This is a genomic window from Micromonospora sp. CA-248260 (genome assembly GCF_050942205.1).
Lineage (GTDB): Bacteria > Actinomycetota > Actinomycetes > Mycobacteriales > Micromonosporaceae > Micromonospora > Micromonospora antibiotica.
Window position 1 is genome coordinate 3997473 of record NZ_CP192021.1, and the last position, 18823, is coordinate 4016295.

Sequence of the window (18823 nt, forward strand, 5' to 3'; positions counted from 1 at the left end):
TCCGGGCGGCGGCAACCACCCGGACGCCGACCGGTCAACGTGCGGGTGGAGCACCGGTCCGGTCGTCGGCGGCGGCCGGGGCACCCGACGGGGTGTCGGCGTCGCCGGTACCGGCCAACGGGGCGTCGGCGGTGGTCTTGTCGGACGGCGTCTTGTCGTCGGGGGTGGCCCAGTCGCCCTGGATGCCGATCTTCTCCAGCAGCAGGAGCACGACGAGGGCGACGACCAGGAGCAGCACCGCGGAGACCCGGTAGGACAGCACGTACCCCTCGGTGGCCGCGACCCTCGCGTTCACCCCCTCGGCGAGCCGGTCCCCGCCCAGCCGCAGGGCCAGCGCCACCAGGACCGACAGGCCGAGCGCGCCACCGACCTGCTGCATCACGTTCTGCATGGCGGAGGCGAGCCCGGTGTCCTGGGTGCCCACCTTGTAGAGCGCGGTGTTGGCGGTGCCGGGCATCGCCAGGCCGAAGAAGACGCCCAGCACCAGCATGCCGGGCAGGATGCCGCTGGCGTAGTGGGTGTCGACGGAGATCCCGCTGAGCAGCAACAGGCCGCCGGTGACCCCGAGCAGACCCACGATGATCACCGGCTTGACGCCGAACTTCGGGATCATGCCGGTGGACAGCCCGACGCCGAAGGCGATGCCCAGACCCACCGGGATGAAGGAGAGGCCGCCCTTGAGCGGCGAGTAGCCGAGCACCTGCTGCTCGAAGAGGGTGGTCAGGAAGGTGAACCCGAAGAAGGCGCAGGAGAGGGTCAGACCGACCAGGTAACCCACCGCGCGGGTGCGGTTGGTGAAGAACCGCAGCGGGATCAGCGGTGCGGCGGCCCGCGACTCGATCAGCAGCATCAGCCCGATCAGCGCCAGACCGCCGAAGAGCGGCAGCAGCACCTGCGTCGACAGCCAGGACCGCTCGGCGGCCTGGAGCAGGCCGTAGACGATGGCCACCAGACCCGCCGTGGCCGTCAGCACGCCGGCGAAGTTGAACTTCTGCCCGGTGCGCTCCATCCGGGTCTCGCCGACCAGCCGGCCCACCAGGGCCAGCGCGATCACCGCGACCGGGACGTTGACGTAGAAGATCCAGCGCCAGCTGGCGTCGGCGACGATGAGCCCACCGACGACCGGGCCGAGCGTGCCGGCCAGGCCCGACAGGCCACCCCAGATGCCGACCGCCTTGACCCGGTCGGCCGGGGCCGAGAAGAGCAGGAAGACGATGCCCAGCGCGGCCGGGGCGGCCAGCGCCTCACCGACGCCCTGGAGGAAGCGGCTGTAGATGAGCATCTCGGGGTTCATCGCGGCCCCGGAGATGACCGAGGCGATGGCGAAGATGACCACGCCGGTGACGAAGATCCGCCGCCGGCCGAACAGGTCGGCGAGCCGGCCGCCGAACAGCAGCAGACCGCCGGCCATCAGCACGTAGCCGTTGACGACCCAGGCCAGCCCGGTCCGGGACATGTCGAGTTCGCCCTGGATGCGCGGCAGCGCGACGCTGACCACGGTCATGTCGATGACGAACATGAACTGGACGAAGCCGAGCAGCGCCAGCGCCTTCCACCGACGGGGATCCGGCCGGTCCGCGGACGCGTCAAGCGCCTCGTCCGAACTCGGTGTGGTACCGGTGCTCATGTGCCCTCCTCGACATCGGCGCACGTCACGTGCGCTTCTGCCTGGATGTCGAAGCTGGCTCGTTGGTTTCGACATACGGGTAAGCAAATAGTTCGAGCCTTCAGGAGGCACCCATGAAGTACCTGATCATGATCAGCCACAACCAGCAGACCCGGGACGCCTGGCAGAACATGTCCGACACCGAGCGGGAGCTGGGTTTCAAGGCGCACATGTCGCTGGTGGAGGATCTGGCCGAGTCGGGCGAGCTGATCGTCTCCGAGGCCCTCGCCGACCAGGGTCAGGCCAAGAAGGTCCTGGTCAGCGACGGCAAGGTCACCACCACCGACGGCCCGTTCCCCGAGGTCAAGGAGTACGTCGCCGGGATCTACCTGATCGAGTGCGACACCATCGAGCAGGCGGTCGGGCACGCCGCCCGGATCCCGGAGGCCAACTTCGGCCTCGTCGAGGTCCGTCCGGTGCTCGGCGCAGGTGGCCCCGACATGTGACGACCCGCACATGCGGGCGGACCCGCGGCACCGACCGGTGCCGCGGGTCCGTTTCTTCGTCCCACCGTCCGCCGTGCCCGGCGGGCGGCACTCAGATGTACGGCGAGTTGGGCTCCAGCCCGCACAGCACCCGACCGTAGAGTTCGAGGTTCGTCGACGGGACCATCAGCGCGTGCAGGTTGACCGCGTACATGTCCCGGACCACCCGCTGCATCGGGGCCTGGCGCAGGATCGACGAGCCACCGCTGGCCATCCCGAGCAGGTCGACGGCGGCCCGCCCGAGCTGGCAGATCGCCCCGATGTCGGCCCGGGTCCGGGCCCGCTCCTCCAGCGTCCACGGCTCACCGCTGACACCCTTGGTGTCGACCAGGTCGGTGATCCGCTGGGCGTGGAACTCGGCCTCGTCGATCTTCATGGTCGCCTCGGCCAGCTGCAGGTGGGTGACCGGGGCCTCCCGCTGCGTCGCGTAGTCGGTGTAGGTGATCTTGCGGTCGAGCCGCTCCAGGAAGAACTCCCGGGCCGCCCGGGCCAGCCCGATCACCGTACCTGCCGAGGAGGCGTTCGCCACCCCGAGCAACGGGTTGCGGTACATCGGCAGGTCCCGGTTGAGCGCCGAGGCGCTCTGCCCCTGGAGCACGGCGGGCATCGGCACGATCCGCTCCTGCGGCACGAAGACGTCCCGGGCCACCGTGGTGATGCTGCCCGAACCCTGCAGGCCGGCGGTGTACCAGTCGTCCACGATCTCCAGGTCGGACAGCGGCACCAGGGCCATCACCGGCCACTGGTTCACCCCGTCCGGGGCGGGGGCCATCGCGATGACCTCCTGCCAGTGGCTGTGCAGGGCGCCGCTGATGAAACTCCAGCTGCCGTTGAGCACCATCCCGCCGCCGGGCTTCGGGGTGCCGCTGGCCGACGGGCTCAACGTCCCGCAGATCCGCACGTCGGGGGTGGAGTAGACCTCGTCCTGCACCGCGTCGGGGAACATCCCGACCATCCAGCCGGGGATCGCCCACACCGACGCCGTCCAGGCCACCGAGCCGTCGCCCCGGCCCAGCTCCACCATCACCTCGTGCAGGGTGCGGGTGTCCGACTCGTAGCCGCCGTAGCGGCGCGGCACCCGCATCCGGAACAGGCCGGCGTCGGCCAGCGCCTCGACCGTCTCGTCGTGCAGCCGCCGGTTCTCCTCCTGCCAGCTGGCGTGCCGGCGCAGCAGCGGCACCAGCTCGCTGGCGCGGCGTACCAGTTCTTCCCTCGGGGGGGCCTCGGTCGCGCTGGTCATCTCACTCCTCCTGTGCGGGTACGGTCGGCGGACAGGACGCCGCCCACCGGAACGGACGGGTCGGCGGGCGGGCGGCAGGTCACCGGGCGACCGCCTCGGCCTGCCGGGGCAGCGGCGCGACCCCGGCGATCAGGTCCGCCGCCTTTTCCGCGATGGCGATCACGGCGGCGTTCGGGTTGCCCCGGACCAGGGTGGGCATGACGCTGGCGTCGACCACCCGCAGCCCCTCCAGCCCGTTGACCCGCAACTGCTCGTCGACCACGGCGCCCATCGCGCAGGTGCCCGCCGGGTGGAAGATCGAGTGGGCGTACTGCCGGACGTAGTGCCGCAGGTCCTCGTCGGAGTCCGAGGCCGGCGGCGCGAACTGTCCCTCGGTGTACGGGGCCAGCGCCTTCTGCTGGGCGATCCGGATGCCGATCCGGGTCGCCGCGACCGCGTCGTCGAGGTCGCGCTCGTCCTGGAAGTAGTTGTGCACGATCTTCGGCTTGGCCGTCGGGTCGGCCGAGGCCAGCAGCACGTACCCCCGGCTGCGCGGGGCGATCATCGACGGGCCGTACGAGATCGAGTGGTGGGTGGGGGTGCCGAGCCCGCTGTCGGCGAACATCACCGGCGCGGCCAGGAACTCCGCGTCCGGGGCGGTCAGGTCGTCGCGGGTACGCACGAAGCCGCCGGCCTCCGGCCCGTTGGCCGTCATCGGGCCACGCCCCTCGGCCATGAAGCGTTGCAGGTGCTCGGGCTGGTTGGCGGCGAGCAGGCTGATCGGCTGCGAGTGGGTGTAGACCAGCGGGATCAGCGCGTGGTCCTGGAGGTTCTGCCCCACCTGCGGCTGGTCCAGCAGCACCGGCACGCCGAGCGCGCCCAGCAGCGGGGCCGGGCCGACCCCGGAGAGCATCAGCAGCTGCGGCGAGTTGTACGCCCCGGCGGCGAGGATGACCTCCCGGGAGGCGGTGACGGTCAGCGTGTCGTCCAGCCGGGTCCCGGTCACCCCGACCGCCCGACCGTTCTCGATCAGCACCCGGTGCACGTGGACGTTGGTCTCCACGGTCAGGTTGGGCCGGTCGAGGGCGGGGTGCAGGAACGCGGTCGCGGTGCTCTCCCGGCGGCCGTCGCGCTGGGTGAGCTGGAAGAAGCCGAAACCCTCCTGCCCCGCGCCGTTGAAGTCGTCGTTGACCCCGTAGCCGGCGTCGGTGGCCGCCTCGACGAACGCCGACGACATCGGGTTGTTGGCCCGCCCCTCGGAGACCGCCATCGGCCCGCCGACCCCGTGGTAGGTCGACGCCCCCCGCTCGTTGTCCTCGGACCGCTTGAAGTACGGCAGCAGGTCGTCGAAGCCCCAGCCGGGCTGCGCCCAGCCGTCGAAGTCGCCGCGCGCGCCCCGGATGTAGACCATCGTGTTGATCGAGCTGGTGCCGCCCAGCACCCGCCCCCGGGGCAGGTAGACCCGCCGCCGACCCAGCGCCGGCTCCTCGTGGGTGTCGTAGTCCCAGTCCAGGGCGGTGCGGAACAGGGTGCCGAAGGCCACCGGGACGTGGATGTTGTCGGCGGTGTCCCGGGGACCCGCCTCGATCAGGCACACCGTGACGTCGGGGTCCTCGGTGAGCCGGGCGGCCAGGACACACCCCGCTGATCCCGCGCCGACGATGACGTAGTCGTACACCACTGCACCCTCCAAGGTCAGGTTCTCGGTTGTCGGTCGCGGGTCTCCGCGCCACCGGCGGGGACCGGGCGGTCCCCGCCGGGCGTGCCCCGGGGCCGTGGTGATCCGTGATCGGGATCCCGTCGTCACCACGACCGCGGCGGTCGGGCGGTCGTCGTCGACCGCGTCGGCGTCAGCCCCTGATCGGGCTGCTCTGGTGCGAGACCAGCCGGAGCTGGCCGTCGGGTTGGCGCAGCATCACCCAGGTGGCCCGGATGAAGTTCTCCGGCGCGATGTCGTCCTGGCCGGCCATGATGATGCCGCCCTCGGTCACCACCAGAGCGACGTCGTCGGTGAGGAAGCTGACCTCGACCGGCCAACCCTTCACCCGGGCGCCTCGCAGCGGCCCGGCGAAACCCCGGGACATGTACGCCCGGATCTCCTCCCGGCTGGTGAGCTGCTCGTCGCGCATCAGCAGGCTGCCGTTGTCGGTGAACACGTCGGCGAACATGTCGGCGTCGTTGGCCGCCCAGGCCGCCTGGATGCGCATGGCCACCGTCAACGCCGCCCGCTCGTCGGCGTCGGTGTACCCCCGGTAGTAGGACGGGTCCTCGGGGACACCTGCGGCGGCCAGCAGCGCCGAGGCGTCTCCCCAGGGTGCCATGGTCGTGGTCATCGGTTCCTCTTCTCCTCTCGTCGTCCAGGGCCGGGCCGACCCCTCGTCGTCCCGGCCCTGGACGGCCCGCTGGTCACCCGGCGCGCACCGGGGCGCTCGTCGCCCCCGGCGCTGGCCGGGACCGGTTCAGCCGGTGATCGGGCTGCTCTGGTAGGAGGCGATCCGCCAGTCGCCGTCCTGCTTGACGACGACCCACATGATGCGGACGTTGTCGCCCGGGGCGAGGGCGGCGGCGTCGGCGTAGACGACCCCGCCGACGCTGACCGCCAGCGCCATCGACTCCGAGACGACCTGGATCTCGCTGAACTCCAGGGTCAACCGGGAGCCCTTGTACGGGCCGGCGAACAGCTCGCCGAGGTAGGACCGGATCTCGTCGCGGCTCATCAGCTGGTTGTCGCCGACCAGCATGCTGCCGTTGTCGATGAAGAGGGAGGCGAAGCCCTCGGCGTCGTTGGCGTCCCACGCCGCCCGGCAGCGCAGCGGCGCGGTCAGCACCGCCCCTTCCACCCCGTTGGGGAAGTCGCCGTAGTACGAGGCCCACTGCTTGGCGCCGGCCACGAGCGATGCGCCCTCGGTGCTCATGCTGTCTCCTCCTGTCCGAGTGGGTGACCGGTCACCAGCGCAGCGTCGCGCCGGCGCCGCGCGGGCTGTTCTGGTAGCCGGCGAGCTGCCACTGGCCGTCGCGCTTGACGACGACCCAGGTGGAACGCACGGCCAGCTCCTCCGCGATGTCCGTCTGGCCGGCGGCGAGGATGCCACCGTGGGTACGGATCAGGGCGGCGTCGTCGGCGATGATCCGCACGTCGACCGGGCGGCCGGTGACCCCGGTGCCCTTGAACGGCCCGGCGTACGCGGCGGCCATGAACGAGCGGATCTCGTCGCGGCCCTTCTTGAACACGTCACCCGGCAGGATCATCACGCCGTCCTCGGTGAACGCATTCGCCACCCCGGCGGCGTCGTTGCGGGACCAGGCCTGCACCAGGCGCAACGGAACGGTGAGGACCTCCTTTTCCTGGTCGCTGGTGAACGACCCGTAATACGCGTCGAGTGCCTTTTCTCCGTCAATGGCCGGAGCCACCTGGGTACCAGTGGACATCGTGGTCGCTTCCTCTCCTGGGACTACTGCGGACAGTGGACACATTCACCCCCGAACGGTCCGTCCGTCCCCCCTATCCTCCGGCGGTCCGACACCGCTGACATCTCCGCGATTGCGATGTCGGAGACCGTTTCCGAGAAATCGTTTCCGGGGGCGGACGAGAAATAGCCGTACCCCGGCCGGTGGGTGCACCGGCCGGGGTACGGCGGGATCGCCGCAGGTGGGGGTCAGCCCACCCGCAACGCGGCCGGGTCGTCGGCCGGGTCGTCGTCGGTGGGCTCCGCGGGGCGCAGACTGTCGACGATGTGGTCGGCCAGGGCGGCGATGGTCGGCTTGTTCCACAGGATGTTCGGCGGCAGCTCCAGGCCGTACCGGCCCTGCAGCCGCACCCGCAGCGCCACCGTCATCACCGAGTCCACGCCCAGCTCGACCAGCGGCCGGCGCAGCTCCAGGTCCTCGGCGGCCAGGCTCAGCTCGGCGGCGGCCTGCTCCCGCACGTCGGCGGTGACCAGTTCCCGCAGCTCCTGCTCCGGGGTGTCGACCCAGTCGACGCTGAACGCCTGACCGGTGCCGCCCTCGGTGGTCGACCTGGTCGCGGTCAGCTCCCGCAGCATCGGCAGCCGGGGGGCGTTGGTGGTGGGCGCCAGCACCCGCAGGATCGCGTGGTACGGGCTGTGGAAACGGTCGGCGAAGGCCCAGGCCCGGAACGCCTCGGTCACCGAGATCGCGTCCAGGCCACGGGAGTTGGCCTCCAGCATGGTCGACGAGATCGACTCGGACATGCCGACCCCGCGCCAGGACGTCCAGCCGAGGCTGGTCGTCTCGGTGTGACCGTCGGCGTGCCGGTGCGCCGCTAGGGCGTCCAGGAACGAGTTGGCCGCCGCGTAGGTGGTCTGCCCGGTCAGCCGGGTGAACTGCCCGCAGGACGAGAACATCACGAAGAAGTCCAGCGTGCCCGGGGGGAAGAGCCGGTGCAGCACCATCGCCCCGTTCACCTTGGGCCCGAGGACGTCGTGCAGCCCCTCCCGGTCGACCTTGTCCACCATCGCGTCGCGTACCACGCCGGCGGCGTGCACGATGCCGCGTACCGCCGGCATGCCGTGCGAGGCCGGGTCGAGCGCCGCCGCGACCTCCACCGGGTCGGTGATGTCCAACGCCAGGGTCCGGACGGTCACCCCGAGCGCCTCCAGTTCGAGCACCCCGTCGATCTGCCGACGGGTCCGCACGTCGTGGTCGCCGTCCCAGTCGGCGCGCGGCGGCAGGCCACGGCGGCCGGCGAGCAGGATCCGCCGGGCCCCCCGGTCGGCCAGCCACCGGGCCACCATCAGGCCGAGTGCCCCGAGGCCACCGGTGATCAGGTAGGTGTCGGTCGGCCGGCACTGCAACGCGGTGCCGTCGGCGGGCCGCTCGACCTGCCCGAGCCGCTGCACCGCCACCTCACCACCGGTGACCGAGACGACGTCCTCGTCGCCGGTGAGCCGGCGCAGCACCGTCGCGAGGGTCTCGGCGGGGACGTCGGCGTCGTCGGCGAGGTCGACGACCCCACCCCACAGGTCCGGGTGTTCCCCGGCGATGATCCGGGCGATGCCCCACAGCGGGGCGTGGGCCAGCGACCGCTCCGCCACCGCCTGCCGCACGCCCCGGGTCAGGCACCAGAGCCGGGGCTGGGCGGCGGCCGGGTCGCCCCCGGCCGCCTGGGCCTCGATCAGTGCCTGCGCGCTGTGGATCAGCTCCCAGCCGCACCGTTCGGCGGCCTGCTCGGCCGACTCGCCGGCGTCGCCGGCACCCGGTGCGACCAGGACCGCGTCACGCGGGGTGAGACCGACCGTGGCCAGCTCGTCCGGGCCGTCCACCCGCACGGTACGCAGCCCGGTGCCGGCCAGCGCCCCGGCCAGGTCACCGGCGGCGGCGTCACCGCCGACCACGACCACCCGGGACAGCTCGGTGCTGCTGCCGTCGACGGTGAGGTCCAGCGACCGCCAGACCACCTCGTGCACCAGCTCTCGGGGGGCGGCCACCGCGCTGTCGGTGTCCGAGATGGCGGAGAACCGCAGGCCGCGCACCTGGCAGACCACTTCGCCGTGCTCGTTCGCCACCTGCACGTCCACCGTGTCCTGCGGCGACCTGGGCGACCGCACCGAGTGGACGGTGATGTGCGCCGGTGGTTCCCCCGTGAAGACGACCGACTCGATGTGCGAGGACATCCACTGGTGCCTGGCGTACTCCGGGGTGACCAGCACCGCGCTGATGGTCAGCGCGCCGTCGATGACGTGCGCCCAACTGGTGGCCGTCTGCGCCGGGGGCGGCACGATGACGATGTCGGCGAGTTGCTCCTCGTCGTTGCGGCGCAGCTCCACGACGTCCCAGGGGAACGCGTAGCCGCCGACGCCCATCCGGCGGAACATCTCGTCGACCCGCTGCCAGGACCACTCCTGCGGGCACCGGGCCCGCACCTCGTCGACGTCGACCCGGCCGTCGACCAGTTCGGTGCTCCAGTCGATGGTCGCCGTCGAGTGGGTGATCCACTCGTATTCCTCGTCGTCGACGACGGGGGCGCCGTCCTGCGGGGCGACCCGGGTGGCCAGCCGGGCGGTGTTCTCCGACAGGACGATCTGCACCACCCGGGGCGGCGCGACGGCCAGCGGGGTACGCAGCACGATGTCGGCCAGCGCGGGCAGCCGGCCGTCCTCCGCGGCGGCCAGGGCGAAGCTGTTGATCAGGACGGCGGCCGGGGTGATCTCGACGTCGACCACCTCGTGGTCGAGCGGGTAGGGCCGCGACGACATGTCCAGGTAGGTCTGCCACACCTGCCGGGGCGGGGCGCCGGAGACCGTCATCCGGCCGCCGAGCAGGCTGTGCCGCTCCGGGTCGTGCCCCCCGCCGGGACCGGACTCGGCCCGGGCCTCCGGGAAGATCCAGTACGGCCGGTGCTGCCAGGCCACCGAGGGCATCGGCAGCAACGAACCGGTCGGGTGCAGCCGCTCCCAGTCCACCGCCGCGCCCGCGCAGTGCAGCCGGGCCAGGCCGGCCAGCAGGGCACGTTCCTCGTCGGTGTCGCGGCGCAGGCTGTGCACGACGGTGGCGTCCTCGACGCCGAGGTGGGCGAGGGTCTCCCCGATGGAGTGGGTGACCACCGGGTGGGTGGAGACCTCCAGGAAGACCCGGTGCCCGTCGGCGACCGCCGCCGTCACCGCGTCGGTGAAGCGCACCGGCTCACGCAGGTTCGCCACCCAGTACGCGCCGTCACGCGGCGCGGTCGACCGGGGGTCGGTCAACGCGGTGCTGTAGAGGGGGGTGCGGGGCGTTCCGGGCCGCAGCGCACCGGCCGCCGCGGCGACCTCGGCCACCGCGGCGTCGACGTGCGGGCTGTGGAAGGCGATGTCGGTGTCGACCCGCCACACCGCCACCCCCTCCTCGCGCCAACGCGTCACGATCTGCTCGACGGTCTCCCGGTCCCCGGACAGCACGGTGGAGGTGGGGCTGGCCGAGATGGCGGCGACCACGCCGACCGAACCGGCGAGCCGCTGCCGGGCCTCGTCGAAGCCGAGCCCGACCATGGCCATCCCGCCCTGGCCCTGGAGGCGTTCCAGGGCGCGCGCCCGCTGGCAGGCGAACCGGGCGGCAGCCAGCACGTCCAGGCTGCCGGCGACGGCGGCGGCGGCGATCTCCCCCACCGAGTGCCCGATCACGGCGGCCGGGGTGAGCCCCCGGGACCGCCAGGTCTGCGCCAGGGCGACCTGGGTGGCGAAGGTCAACGCCTGCACCTCGACGCCGTTCCACGGGCCGCCGGCGGTGAGCGCCTCGCGGGGCGTCCAGCCGAGTTCCTCGCGGAACACCTCGGCCAGCGCGTCGACGGCGGCGGCGAAGACCGGCTCGTCGCGCAGCAACTGCCGGCCCATGCCCGCCCACTGCGCGCCGTGGCCGGAGAAGACCCAGACCACCGGGGCCGGATCGGCCACCGTCCGACCCCGGGCGACCTGCGGGGTCGTGCGGCCGTCGGCCACCTCCCGCAGCCGCTCGACGAGTTCCCCGGGTGAGGCGGCCAGCACGGCGGCCCGCTGCGGCAGGTGCGAGCGGCGCTGCGCCAGGGTGTGCCCCACCGACGGCAGGGACGCCCCCGGGTGCTCCACCAGCCAGTCGGCGGTGCGGCTGGCCAGCGCCGCCACCCCGGCCTCGGACATCGCCGAGAGCGGGTACACCGACGGCCGGGCCCCGGCGACGACCTCGGTCGAGGCGGTACCGGCCTGCGCCGGGTCGGCCGTGGCCCCGGTCGAGGCGGCCACGGCGGGCGGCGCCTCCTGGAGGATGACGTGCGAGATGGACCCGCCGACGCCGTAGCTGGACACGCCGGCCCGGCGCGGGCTGTCGCCGGCCGGCCACGGGGACCGCTCGCCGATCAGCCGCAGCCCGGAGGCGGCCCAGTCGAAGTCCGGGTTCGGCTCGCGGTGCAGGCTCGGCGGGATCTCGGCGTGCCGCAACGCCAGCACCGCCTTGATCACACCGGCGATGCCCGAGCCCGCCTCGACGTGACCGATGTTGGGTTTCACCGAACCGATCAGGCAGGGCTCGTCGGCGGGCCGTCCGGCGCCGAAGACGGCGGCCAACGCTTTGGCCTCCTCCCGGTCGCCGACCGGGGTGCCGGTGCCGTGCGCCTCGACGTAGTGCACCGTCTCCGGGGCGATGCCGGCACGCTCGTAGGCCACCCGGAGCATGTGCTCCTGGGCGGAGCCGTTGGGCGCCATCATCCCGTCGGAGCGGCCGTCCTGGAACACCCCGCTGCCGGGGATCAGCGCGAGCACCTCGTCGCCGTCACGGCGGGCGTCGGACAGCCGCTTGAGCACCACCACGCCGGCGCCCTCGCCCCGGCCGTAGCCGTCGGCGTCGGCGGCGAACGCCTTGCTGCGCCCGTCCGGGGCGGTCGCCCCGGCCGCGTCCAGGGCGACGAACAGGGTCGGGCTGGCCATGATGTTGACCCCGCCGACGACGGCCAGCGGGATCTCCCCCTCGCGCAGGCTCTGGCAGGCCAGGTGCAGCGCGGTGAGGGAACCGGCACAGGCGGTGTCGACCGCCATGCTGGGGCCCCGCAGGTCGAGGAAGTACGAGATGCGGTTGGCGATGCCGTAGTAGGTGGTGCCGTTGACCGCCCATGCCCCGGTCCGCGGAATGTCCTCCAGCAGGCGGCGGCCGTAGTCGTTGGAATTGGCCGCCACGAAGACACCGGCGTCCGAACCGCGCAGCGACAACGGCGGCACACCCGCGTTGCCCAGCGCCTCCCAGGCCAACTCCAACACGATCCGCTGCTGCGGGTCGAGGAAGTCCGCCTCCCGGGGAGAGATGCCGAAGAAGTCCGCGTCGAATCCCTCGATGTCGTCGAGGAATGAGCCCAGTCGGGTCGTCTTCCGCAGGATCGCGGTGGCCTGGGGGCTGGTCGAGGCGTACGGTTCCCACCGCTTGTCGGGCATGGCGCTCACGGCATGTCGACCACCGATGAGAAATGCCCAGAACTTCTCCAACGAGTCAAGGTCAGGGGCGAACCGGCAGCTCATACCGACAATGGCCACTGCCTCAGAAAATTCCCCATCCTGGCTCACGTCCAGGCTCCTCTCCACATCGCCGACCGCACCCGGAACACAGCCGGATGCGGTGGTCGCTGTCCTTCGGAAATGTCGCGGTGACGGTCAGGTCCGGACGCTGACCTCAACTGCGGAACATCCTGTTCCCCCACCGATCACAGGGGCACCTTCCTGAGTGCGATCGTCGGCGGCCGACGGCGGCCACCGGCACCCGCCGTGACCTCCGTTAATGCCCGGCGGCGCAATAGCGCAATGCGGGAGAAGGAACTCGGCGGTGCGCCTCCGTACGGTTTCCCCGCGAGTTCGACACGCGAATTCCTCGGTCGCGCCGCGCGGGCCCCGACGCCGGTGCGCCGCGTCGACCCACCGGATCGGGAGGACCCACATGTCCGCAGAAGCGACCCGACCTACCCTCGACGGGACCGTGCCGTGGCCACCGGAGCTGGTGGCGCGGTACACCGAGCGGGGGTACTGGACTCACCGTTCGCTGGGGGCGCAGCTGTACGCCGCCGCCGACGCCGACCCCACCGCGACGTGCCTGGTCGACGGCCCGGTACGGCTCACCTTCGCCGAGCTGACCGCCCGCGCGGACGGGGCCGCCACCCGCCTGCGGGAGCTGGGGATACGCCCCGACGACCGGGTGGTGGTGCAGCTGCCCAACTGCTGGGAGTTCGTCGTGCTGACGGTGGCCTGCTTCCGGCTGGGCGCGGTCCCGGTGATGGCGCTGCCGGCGCACCGTCGGCAGGAGATCGCCGCGATCGTGGCATTGACGGGGGCGCGGGCGCTGGTCGTACCGGACGTGTTGAAGGACTTCGACCACCAGGCGTTGGCGCACGAGGTGGCCGCCGACGCCCCGACCCTGCGGCACGTGCTGGTGGCCGGGGCGGAGGTCCGCGCGGACAGTGTCGACCTGCGGCGGCTGTGCCGGCCGGCGGACGACCCGGCGGCGGCCCGGTCGGCGCTCGACGCCGCCGCTCCCGCCGGCTCGGCGGTCGCCCTGTTCCTGCTCTCCGGCGGCACCACCGGGGTGCCGAAGCTGATCGCCCGGACCCACGACGACTACGGGTACATGATGCGCCGGGCGGCCGAGCTGTCCGACGTGGACGCGTCGACGGTCTACCTGGCGGTGCTGCCGCTGGCGCACGGTTACCCGATGGCCGGGCCGGGTCTGCTGGGCACGTTGCTGGCCGGTGGCCGGGTGGTGATCCTGCCGTCGCCCGCACCGGAGCGCGCGTTCGAGACGGTGCAGCGGGAGCAGGTCACCTTCACCTCGTTGGTGCCGGCCGCCGTGCAACGCTGGCTGGAGTACCGGGAGAAGGACCCCGACCGGGACCTCGGTTCGCTGCGCCGGGTGCAGGTCGCCGGCTCCCGGCTGGCCGACCAGGTGGCCCAGCGGGTCACCCCGGTCCTGGGCTGCGCGTTGCAGCAGGTGTACGGGATGGCGGAGGGGCTGCTCTGCCTGACCCGCCCGGCCGACCCGCCGGACGTGGTGTGCCACACCCAGGGCCGCCCGATCTGCCCGGACGACGAGTTGCGGCTGGTCGACGAGGACGGTCGGCCGGTGCCGCCGGGCGAGGCGGGGGTGCTGTTGACCCGGGGGCCGTACACGCCGCGCGGCTACTACCGGTCGCCGGAGCTGACCGCGCGGGCCTTCGTCGACGGCTGGTACAACACCGGCGACATCGTGCGGCTGCGGCCGGACGGGAACCTGGTCATCGAGGGGCGGGACAAGGACCTGATCAACCGGGGTGGGGAGAAGATCTCCGCCGAGGAGGTGGAGAACTTCGCCTACCAGCTCGACGCGGTGAGCCTGGCCGCCGCGGTCGCCATGCCGGACGCCGAGCTGGGTGAGCGGGTCTGCCTCTACGTGGTGCCGCAGCCGGGCCGGGCGGTGGCCCTGGAGGACGTACGGGCGGTGATGCAGCGGGCCGGGGTGGCCGCGTTCAAGCTGCCGGAGCGGCTGGTGACCGTCGACGAGCTGCCGTTCACGGCGGTGGGCAAGGTGAACAAGAAGCAGCTGCGGGCGGACATCAGCCGCCGGTTGGCCGGCTGATCCGGGCCGGCGACGGGGACACGGCGGCGGGGGCGCACCGGGTGCGCCCCCGCCGCCGCGTCCGGGTCAGGGTTTCGGGATGTCGAACAGGGTGGGGATGCGCATGGCCAGTCCCCGGTCGCCCTTGGCCTTCATCCGGCCCAGCACGAACATGGTGACCGGGTTGGCGCTGCTGCTGACCAGCTTGAGGAAGTCGATGTCGCTGAGGGTCAGGGTGAGCCGGGGCTCCCGGTCCGGCCGCTCCGACAGCACACACTCGCCGCCGGCGATCACCATCTCGTAGGTGTCCACCGTGCCCTCGCGCCGGTCGCCGACGCTCCAGTGCAGGACGGCCTCGGTGTTGCCGGCCCGGTCGGCCCGGAACAGGGTGGGCATCCGGACGAAGATGCCGTCGAGGATGGTGCGGCGGTGCGGGCCGCCCATCACCCGGCGCAGTTCGTCGACGGGGGTGGCGGTGACCAGTCGGGCGAAGTCTCGGGGTTCCATCAGGGCAGGGTCGGCGTCGGCGAACATGGGGGTCCCTTTCGTCGTACGGGCAGGGAAGGCCGTGCCGGCAGCTGGCCGGGCGGTCGCGCGCGGCGCGAGCACGACGGCGGCCGGCGGTGCCGCCGCCGTGCGGGGCACCCGACCGGTGGGCGGCCGGTGCTGGGGTGGCGCCGCCTGTCCGTCGAGTATGGAGAGGTCGGCGGCGGGTTCCTACTTCGACGATGCCCGGTGCCCGACGGGGAAAGGGCATGTATGGAGATGTCCGGGGGCGACCGGGCCGAGATCATGGTGGGGAGGAGGTCGACGGGGGGCGCAGCAGCATGTCCGCGTGCCGGTCGTGTCCCGGCCGCCGCGCCTGCCGAGCCAGGCCACACCGAGCTGAGGGAGACCGGATGAGAGTGCTCTTCGTGCCGCACGCCAACAAGGCGCACCTGCACATCATGACGCCGTTGGCGTGGGCGCTGCGCACGGCCGGACACGACGTCCGCGTCGCCAGTCAGCCCGAGATCGCCGACGCCATCATCGCGGCCGGGTTCGTCCCGGTCGAGGTGGGTCGGACGCGCACGGAGATGCCGGCGTTCTACCCCGGGGTACGCCCCGGCGAGGCGCCTGCGGTGGTGATGGCGCCCGGTGAACGCCAGGAGATGCCGTTGCAGCAGGACTTCCCCCGGGACAACCCGTTGGAGAAGCTGTCCCGCGCGTCCTGGGGTTTCGCGTTGTTCTCCACCGACGAGATGATCGCCGACCTGGTCGCGCTGATCGGCTCGTGGCGGCCCGACCTGGTGGTCTGGGACTCCATGGTGTACGCCGCGCCGGCCGCGGCCACCGTGTGCGGGGTGCCGCACGCCCGGATGATGATGGGCCCGGACGGGATCACCCAGCTGCGCCGGGCCGCCCGGGACGAGGGCGATCCGCTGCGTGACTGGCTGGACCGGGTGTTGACCGGCTACGGCACCCGGTTCGACGAGGACGTCGCCGTCGGGCACTTCACCATCGACCCGATGCCGCCGTGGCAGTACCAGCCCGACGGGCTGCACCTGGTGCCGGTGCGGCACATCGCGGTGAACCCGCCGGCCCGGATCCCCGACTGGTTGCGGGAGCCGCAGCAGCGGCCCCGGATCTGCCTCACCCTCGGCGAGTCGCACCGCAACGGGCGCGGCACCGAGGCTCCCGCCGCCGATCTGCTGGACGCGGTGAGCGGGTTGGACGCCGAGGTGATCGCCACCTTCAACGCCAAGCAGCTCGCCACCATCCCGAAGCTGCCGGACAACGTCCGGGTGGTCGACTTCGTGCCGCTGGCCATGCTGCTGCCGAGCTGCGCGGCGATCGTGCACCACGGCGGGGCGGGCACCTTCGCCACCGCCATCGAGCAGGCCGTCCCGCAGTTGATCATTCCGGGGACGCACTGGGGCTTCCAGTGGTGGGGGCCGCTGGCCCACGCCAACGGCCTGCAACAGCAGGGGGCCGGCCGGTTCGTCGCCGACGCCGACCACCTCACCTCCGAGGCCCTCGCCGAGGATCTGGCCCGGGTGCTCAAGGACCCGTCGTTCAAGGCGAACGCCGAACGGCTGCGGACCCAGGTGGCCGGCCTGCCCACCCCGAACGACCTGGTCCCGGCGCTGCACCGGCTGGTCGACCAGTACCGCGACGTGGCCGCCGCACGGGCCGGGCGGCCGGCATGACCACACCGCTGCGGTTGACCACCGACGCCGGCACCTTCGACGCGCTGACCGCCGGCCCCGCCGACGGCCGGGGCGTGCTGCTGCTGCACGGCTTCCCCGAGGGGGCCGTCGAGTGGGAGCACCAACTCGCCGCGCTGGGCGCCGCCGGTCACCACGCCGTCGCACCGGACCAGCGCGGCTACTCCCCCGGGGTACGCCCCGACGACGTCGACGCGTACCGGATGGACGCCCTGGTCGCCGACGTCGTCGCGGTCGCCGGGCAGCTCGGCTGGGACCGGTTCGACCTGGTCGGGCACGACTGGGGGGCGGCGATCGGTTGGGCGGTGGCCGATCGGCACCCGGAGCTGCTGCGCACCTTCACCGCGGTGTCGGTGCCGCATCCCCGGCCGTTCGCCGACGCGCTGGCCGCCGATCCCGACCAGCAGAGCCGCTCGGCGTACCTGGCGATGTTCCGGCAGCCGGGGCAGGCCGAGGGGATGCTGCTGGCCGACGACGCGGCGTTGCTGCGCCGGATGCTGGGCGCGGCGGTGGGGCCGGCGAAGCTGGCGACCTACCTGGACCGGTTGACCGCGCCGGGCGCGCTGACCGCCGCGCTGAACTGGTACCGGGCGACCCGGCCGGAGGACGTCGAGGCCGGACCGGTCGACGTGCCGACGCTCTATGTCTGGGGCAGTGCCGACATCGGTGTCGGGCCGGTCGCCGCGCACGGCACCGCCGCCTGGGTGAAGGGCCCGTACGAGTTCCTCGCCCTGGACGGGGTGTCGCACTGGGTGCCCGAGGAGGCCCCCGACCGGCTCTCCGCGGCCCTGCTCGCCCATCTCGCCCGGCATCCGGGATGAGCCGGCCCGCGCCGCCGCGGCGCGTCCCGGGTCGCCACCGGGTACGCCGTCGGCTCCGCGTGCCGGGTCGCCACCGTCCGGGCCCACCGACGCACACCGCGAAAGGACCGTGATGACCGTCAACAGCACATACGCCGCCGATGCGGCGTCCACCGGGGAGGCACCCGACTTCCCGATGCCCCGGACCTGCCCGTTCGCCCCTGCCCCCGAGTACGTCGGGCTGCGCGCCGAGGCGCCGGTCAGCCGGGTCCGGGTGCCGGACGGGCAACTCGCCTGGCTGGTCACCCGCTACGCCGACGTCCGCCGGCTGCTGACCGACCCCCGGGTGAGCGCCAACCGGTTCCACCCCAACCTGCCGCTGACCGAGCCGGTGACCCCGCAGACCCGGCGCAACATCGCCGCGGTCGGCCGCTCGCTGATCGGGCTCGACCAGCCGGAGCACGGTCCGCAGCGGCGGATGCTGATCGGTGACTTCACGCTGCGCCGGGCGCAGGAGATGCGTCCGCACATCCAACGCACCGTCGACGAGTGCATCGACGCGATCCTGGCCGGGCCGAAACCGGTGGACCTGGTCGCCGCGTTGGCGCTGCCGGTCCCCGCCTCGATGATCACCAAACTGCTCGGCATGCCGTACGAGGACCGCGACCTGATCGTGCGCAGCGCCGACGCGCAGCTGCGCCGGACGGTCTCCGCCGAGCAGCGCCAGCAGACCAGCAGCGAGCTGCGGGCCTACGTCGACCGCCTGGTGACCGCCAAGGAGGCGGAACCGACCGACGACCTGCTCGGTCGGCTGGTGGTGCAGAACCGGCAGACCCCGCTGTTCGACCACGACATGCTCGTCGGGTTGGCGATGTTGCTGCTGGTTGCCGGCTTCGAGACCACCGCCAGCATGATCTCCCTGGGGGTGGCCGGGTTGTTGGAGAACCCCGACCAGCTCGCCGTGGTCACCGGTGATCCGGCGGCGATGGGCCTGGCGGTGGAGGAGCTGCTGCGCTACTTCACCGTCGTGGACGCGCTGCCCCGGGTGGCCACCGCCGACATCGAGGTCGGCGGGGTGACCGTCCGGGCCGGCGACGGGCTGCTGCTGTCGTTCGCCTCCGCGAACTGGGACACCGACGTCTTCCCCGACGCGGAGGTGTTGGACGTCCACCGGGGCGCCCGGCACCACATGGCCTTCGGCTACGGCATCCACCAGTGCATCGGGCAGAACCTGGCCCGCGCCGAGCTGGAGATCGTCTTCCGTTCCCTGTTCACCCGGATCCCCGGGTTGCGGTTGGCCGAGGAGCTCGACGGCCTGCCGTTCCGCAAGGAGTCGAACATCTACGGCCTCGACCGGCTGCCGGTGACCTGGTGAGGGGGACCGCGGTGGAGGGGGGTGACCCGGTGGGCGC

Annotated in this window: 13 protein-coding genes; 5 read left to right on the forward strand and 8 right to left on the reverse strand. The window is 72.7% G+C overall.

What is annotated here, in order from left to right:
• Positions 1–34 precede the first annotated feature (34 nt).
• Positions 35–1627: a DHA2 family efflux MFS transporter permease subunit gene (locus ACQP2H_RS17670; RefSeq protein ID WP_208566647.1), complete on the reverse strand. Its 1593-nt coding sequence runs from the start codon at positions 1625–1627 to the stop codon at positions 35–37.
• A 113-nt stretch (positions 1628–1740) separates the two neighbouring features.
• Here ACQP2H_RS17670 and ACQP2H_RS17675 point away from each other — a divergent pair, with 113 nt between their 5' ends.
• Positions 1741–2112, forward strand: a complete 372-nt coding sequence (locus ACQP2H_RS17675; protein ID WP_219462671.1) for a YciI family protein — start codon at positions 1741–1743, stop codon at positions 2110–2112.
• Between the two features lie 91 nt (positions 2113–2203).
• On the opposite strand, the gene ACQP2H_RS17680 is transcribed toward ACQP2H_RS17675, so the two are convergent.
• From ACQP2H_RS17680 to ACQP2H_RS17705, 6 genes are all read right to left on the reverse strand, one after another.
• On the reverse strand, positions 2204–3391 hold the full coding sequence (locus ACQP2H_RS17680) for an acyl-CoA dehydrogenase family protein (protein WP_208566649.1): 1188 nt from the start codon (positions 3389–3391) through the stop codon (positions 2204–2206).
• A gap of 79 nt (positions 3392–3470) precedes the next feature.
• Entirely contained in the window at positions 3471–5048 is a 1578-nt protein-coding gene (locus ACQP2H_RS17685) for a GMC family oxidoreductase (protein WP_219462673.1), read from the reverse strand.
• 172 nt (positions 5049–5220) lie between these two features.
• The gene (locus ACQP2H_RS17690; protein WP_219462682.1) at positions 5221–5703 is read right to left on the reverse strand and encodes an SgcJ/EcaC family oxidoreductase; all 483 of its coding nucleotides are present in this window, start codon (positions 5701–5703) and stop codon (positions 5221–5223) included.
• A gap of 126 nt (positions 5704–5829) precedes the next feature.
• Positions 5830–6285, reverse strand: coding sequence for an SgcJ/EcaC family oxidoreductase (locus ACQP2H_RS17695; protein ID WP_219462693.1), 456 nt, complete (start codon positions 6283–6285; stop codon positions 5830–5832).
• A 31-nt stretch (positions 6286–6316) separates the two neighbouring features.
• Complete coding sequence (locus ACQP2H_RS17700; RefSeq protein WP_219462701.1) at positions 6317–6799, reverse strand: SgcJ/EcaC family oxidoreductase; 483 nt, start codon at positions 6797–6799, stop codon at positions 6317–6319.
• Between the two features lie 227 nt (positions 6800–7026).
• Positions 7027–12345, reverse strand: a complete 5319-nt coding sequence (locus ACQP2H_RS17705; protein WP_433233585.1) for a type I polyketide synthase — start codon at positions 12343–12345, stop codon at positions 7027–7029.
• Between the two features lie 412 nt (positions 12346–12757).
• On the opposite strand from ACQP2H_RS17705, the gene ACQP2H_RS17710 reads away from it, so the two are divergent.
• Complete coding sequence (locus ACQP2H_RS17710) at positions 12758–14425, forward strand: (2,3-dihydroxybenzoyl)adenylate synthase (RefSeq protein WP_363823887.1); 1668 nt, start codon at positions 12758–12760, stop codon at positions 14423–14425.
• 66 nt (positions 14426–14491) lie between these two features.
• Here ACQP2H_RS17710 and ACQP2H_RS17715 read toward each other — a convergent pair whose 3' ends face one another.
• The gene (locus ACQP2H_RS17715; protein WP_372443995.1) at positions 14492–14911 is read right to left on the reverse strand and encodes an SCP2 sterol-binding domain-containing protein; all 420 of its coding nucleotides are present in this window, start codon (positions 14909–14911) and stop codon (positions 14492–14494) included.
• Between the two features lie 392 nt (positions 14912–15303).
• Between ACQP2H_RS17715 and ACQP2H_RS17720 the strand changes: the two genes are divergently transcribed.
• The 3 genes from ACQP2H_RS17720 to ACQP2H_RS17730 all read left to right on the forward strand — a co-directional run bounded on the left by ACQP2H_RS17720 (position 15304) and on the right by ACQP2H_RS17730 (position 18786).
• A complete protein-coding gene (locus tag ACQP2H_RS17720) occupies positions 15304–16593 on the forward strand; it encodes a nucleotide disphospho-sugar-binding domain-containing protein (RefSeq protein ID WP_219462705.1) in 1290 nt (429 codons plus the stop codon).
• 8 nt (positions 16594–16601) lie between these two features.
• Complete coding sequence (locus ACQP2H_RS17725; RefSeq protein WP_433233587.1) at positions 16602–17432, forward strand: alpha/beta fold hydrolase; 831 nt, start codon at positions 16602–16604, stop codon at positions 17430–17432.
• Positions 17433–17544: 112 nt separating this feature from the next.
• The gene (locus tag ACQP2H_RS17730) at positions 17545–18786 is read left to right on the forward strand and encodes a cytochrome P450 (protein WP_208566658.1); all 1242 of its coding nucleotides are present in this window, start codon (positions 17545–17547) and stop codon (positions 18784–18786) included.
• The last annotated feature ends 37 nt before the right edge of the window (positions 18787–18823 follow it).

Bases quoted from the DNA above. Each gene is read 5' to 3' on its own strand.
- ACQP2H_RS17670 (WP_208566647.1), bottom strand. From the start codon at position 1,627: ATGAGCACCGGTACCACACCGAGTTCGGACGAGGCGCTTGACGCGTCC.
- ACQP2H_RS17675 (WP_219462671.1), top strand. From the start codon at position 1,741: ATGAAGTACCTGATCATGATCAGCCACAACCAGCAGACCCGGGACGCC.
- ACQP2H_RS17680 (WP_208566649.1), bottom strand. From the start codon at position 3,391: ATGACCAGCGCGACCGAGGCCCCCCCGAGGGAAGAACTGGTACGCCGC.
- ACQP2H_RS17690 (WP_219462682.1), bottom strand. From the start codon at position 5,703: ATGACCACGACCATGGCACCCTGGGGAGACGCCTCGGCGCTGCTGGCC.
- ACQP2H_RS17695 (WP_219462693.1), bottom strand. From the start codon at position 6,285: ATGAGCACCGAGGGCGCATCGCTCGTGGCCGGCGCCAAGCAGTGGGCC.
- ACQP2H_RS17700 (WP_219462701.1), bottom strand. From the start codon at position 6,799: ATGTCCACTGGTACCCAGGTGGCTCCGGCCATTGACGGAGAAAAGGCA.
- ACQP2H_RS17705 (WP_433233585.1), bottom strand. From the start codon at position 12,345: ATGAGCTGCCGGTTCGCCCCTGACCTTGACTCGTTGGAGAAGTTCTGG.
- ACQP2H_RS17710 (WP_363823887.1), top strand. From the start codon at position 12,758: ATGTCCGCAGAAGCGACCCGACCTACCCTCGACGGGACCGTGCCGTGG.
- ACQP2H_RS17715 (WP_372443995.1), bottom strand. From the start codon at position 14,911: ATGGAACCCCGAGACTTCGCCCGACTGGTCACCGCCACCCCCGTCGAC.
- ACQP2H_RS17720 (WP_219462705.1), top strand. From the start codon at position 15,304: ATGAGAGTGCTCTTCGTGCCGCACGCCAACAAGGCGCACCTGCACATC.
- ACQP2H_RS17730 (WP_208566658.1), top strand. From the start codon at position 17,545: ATGACCGTCAACAGCACATACGCCGCCGATGCGGCGTCCACCGGGGAG.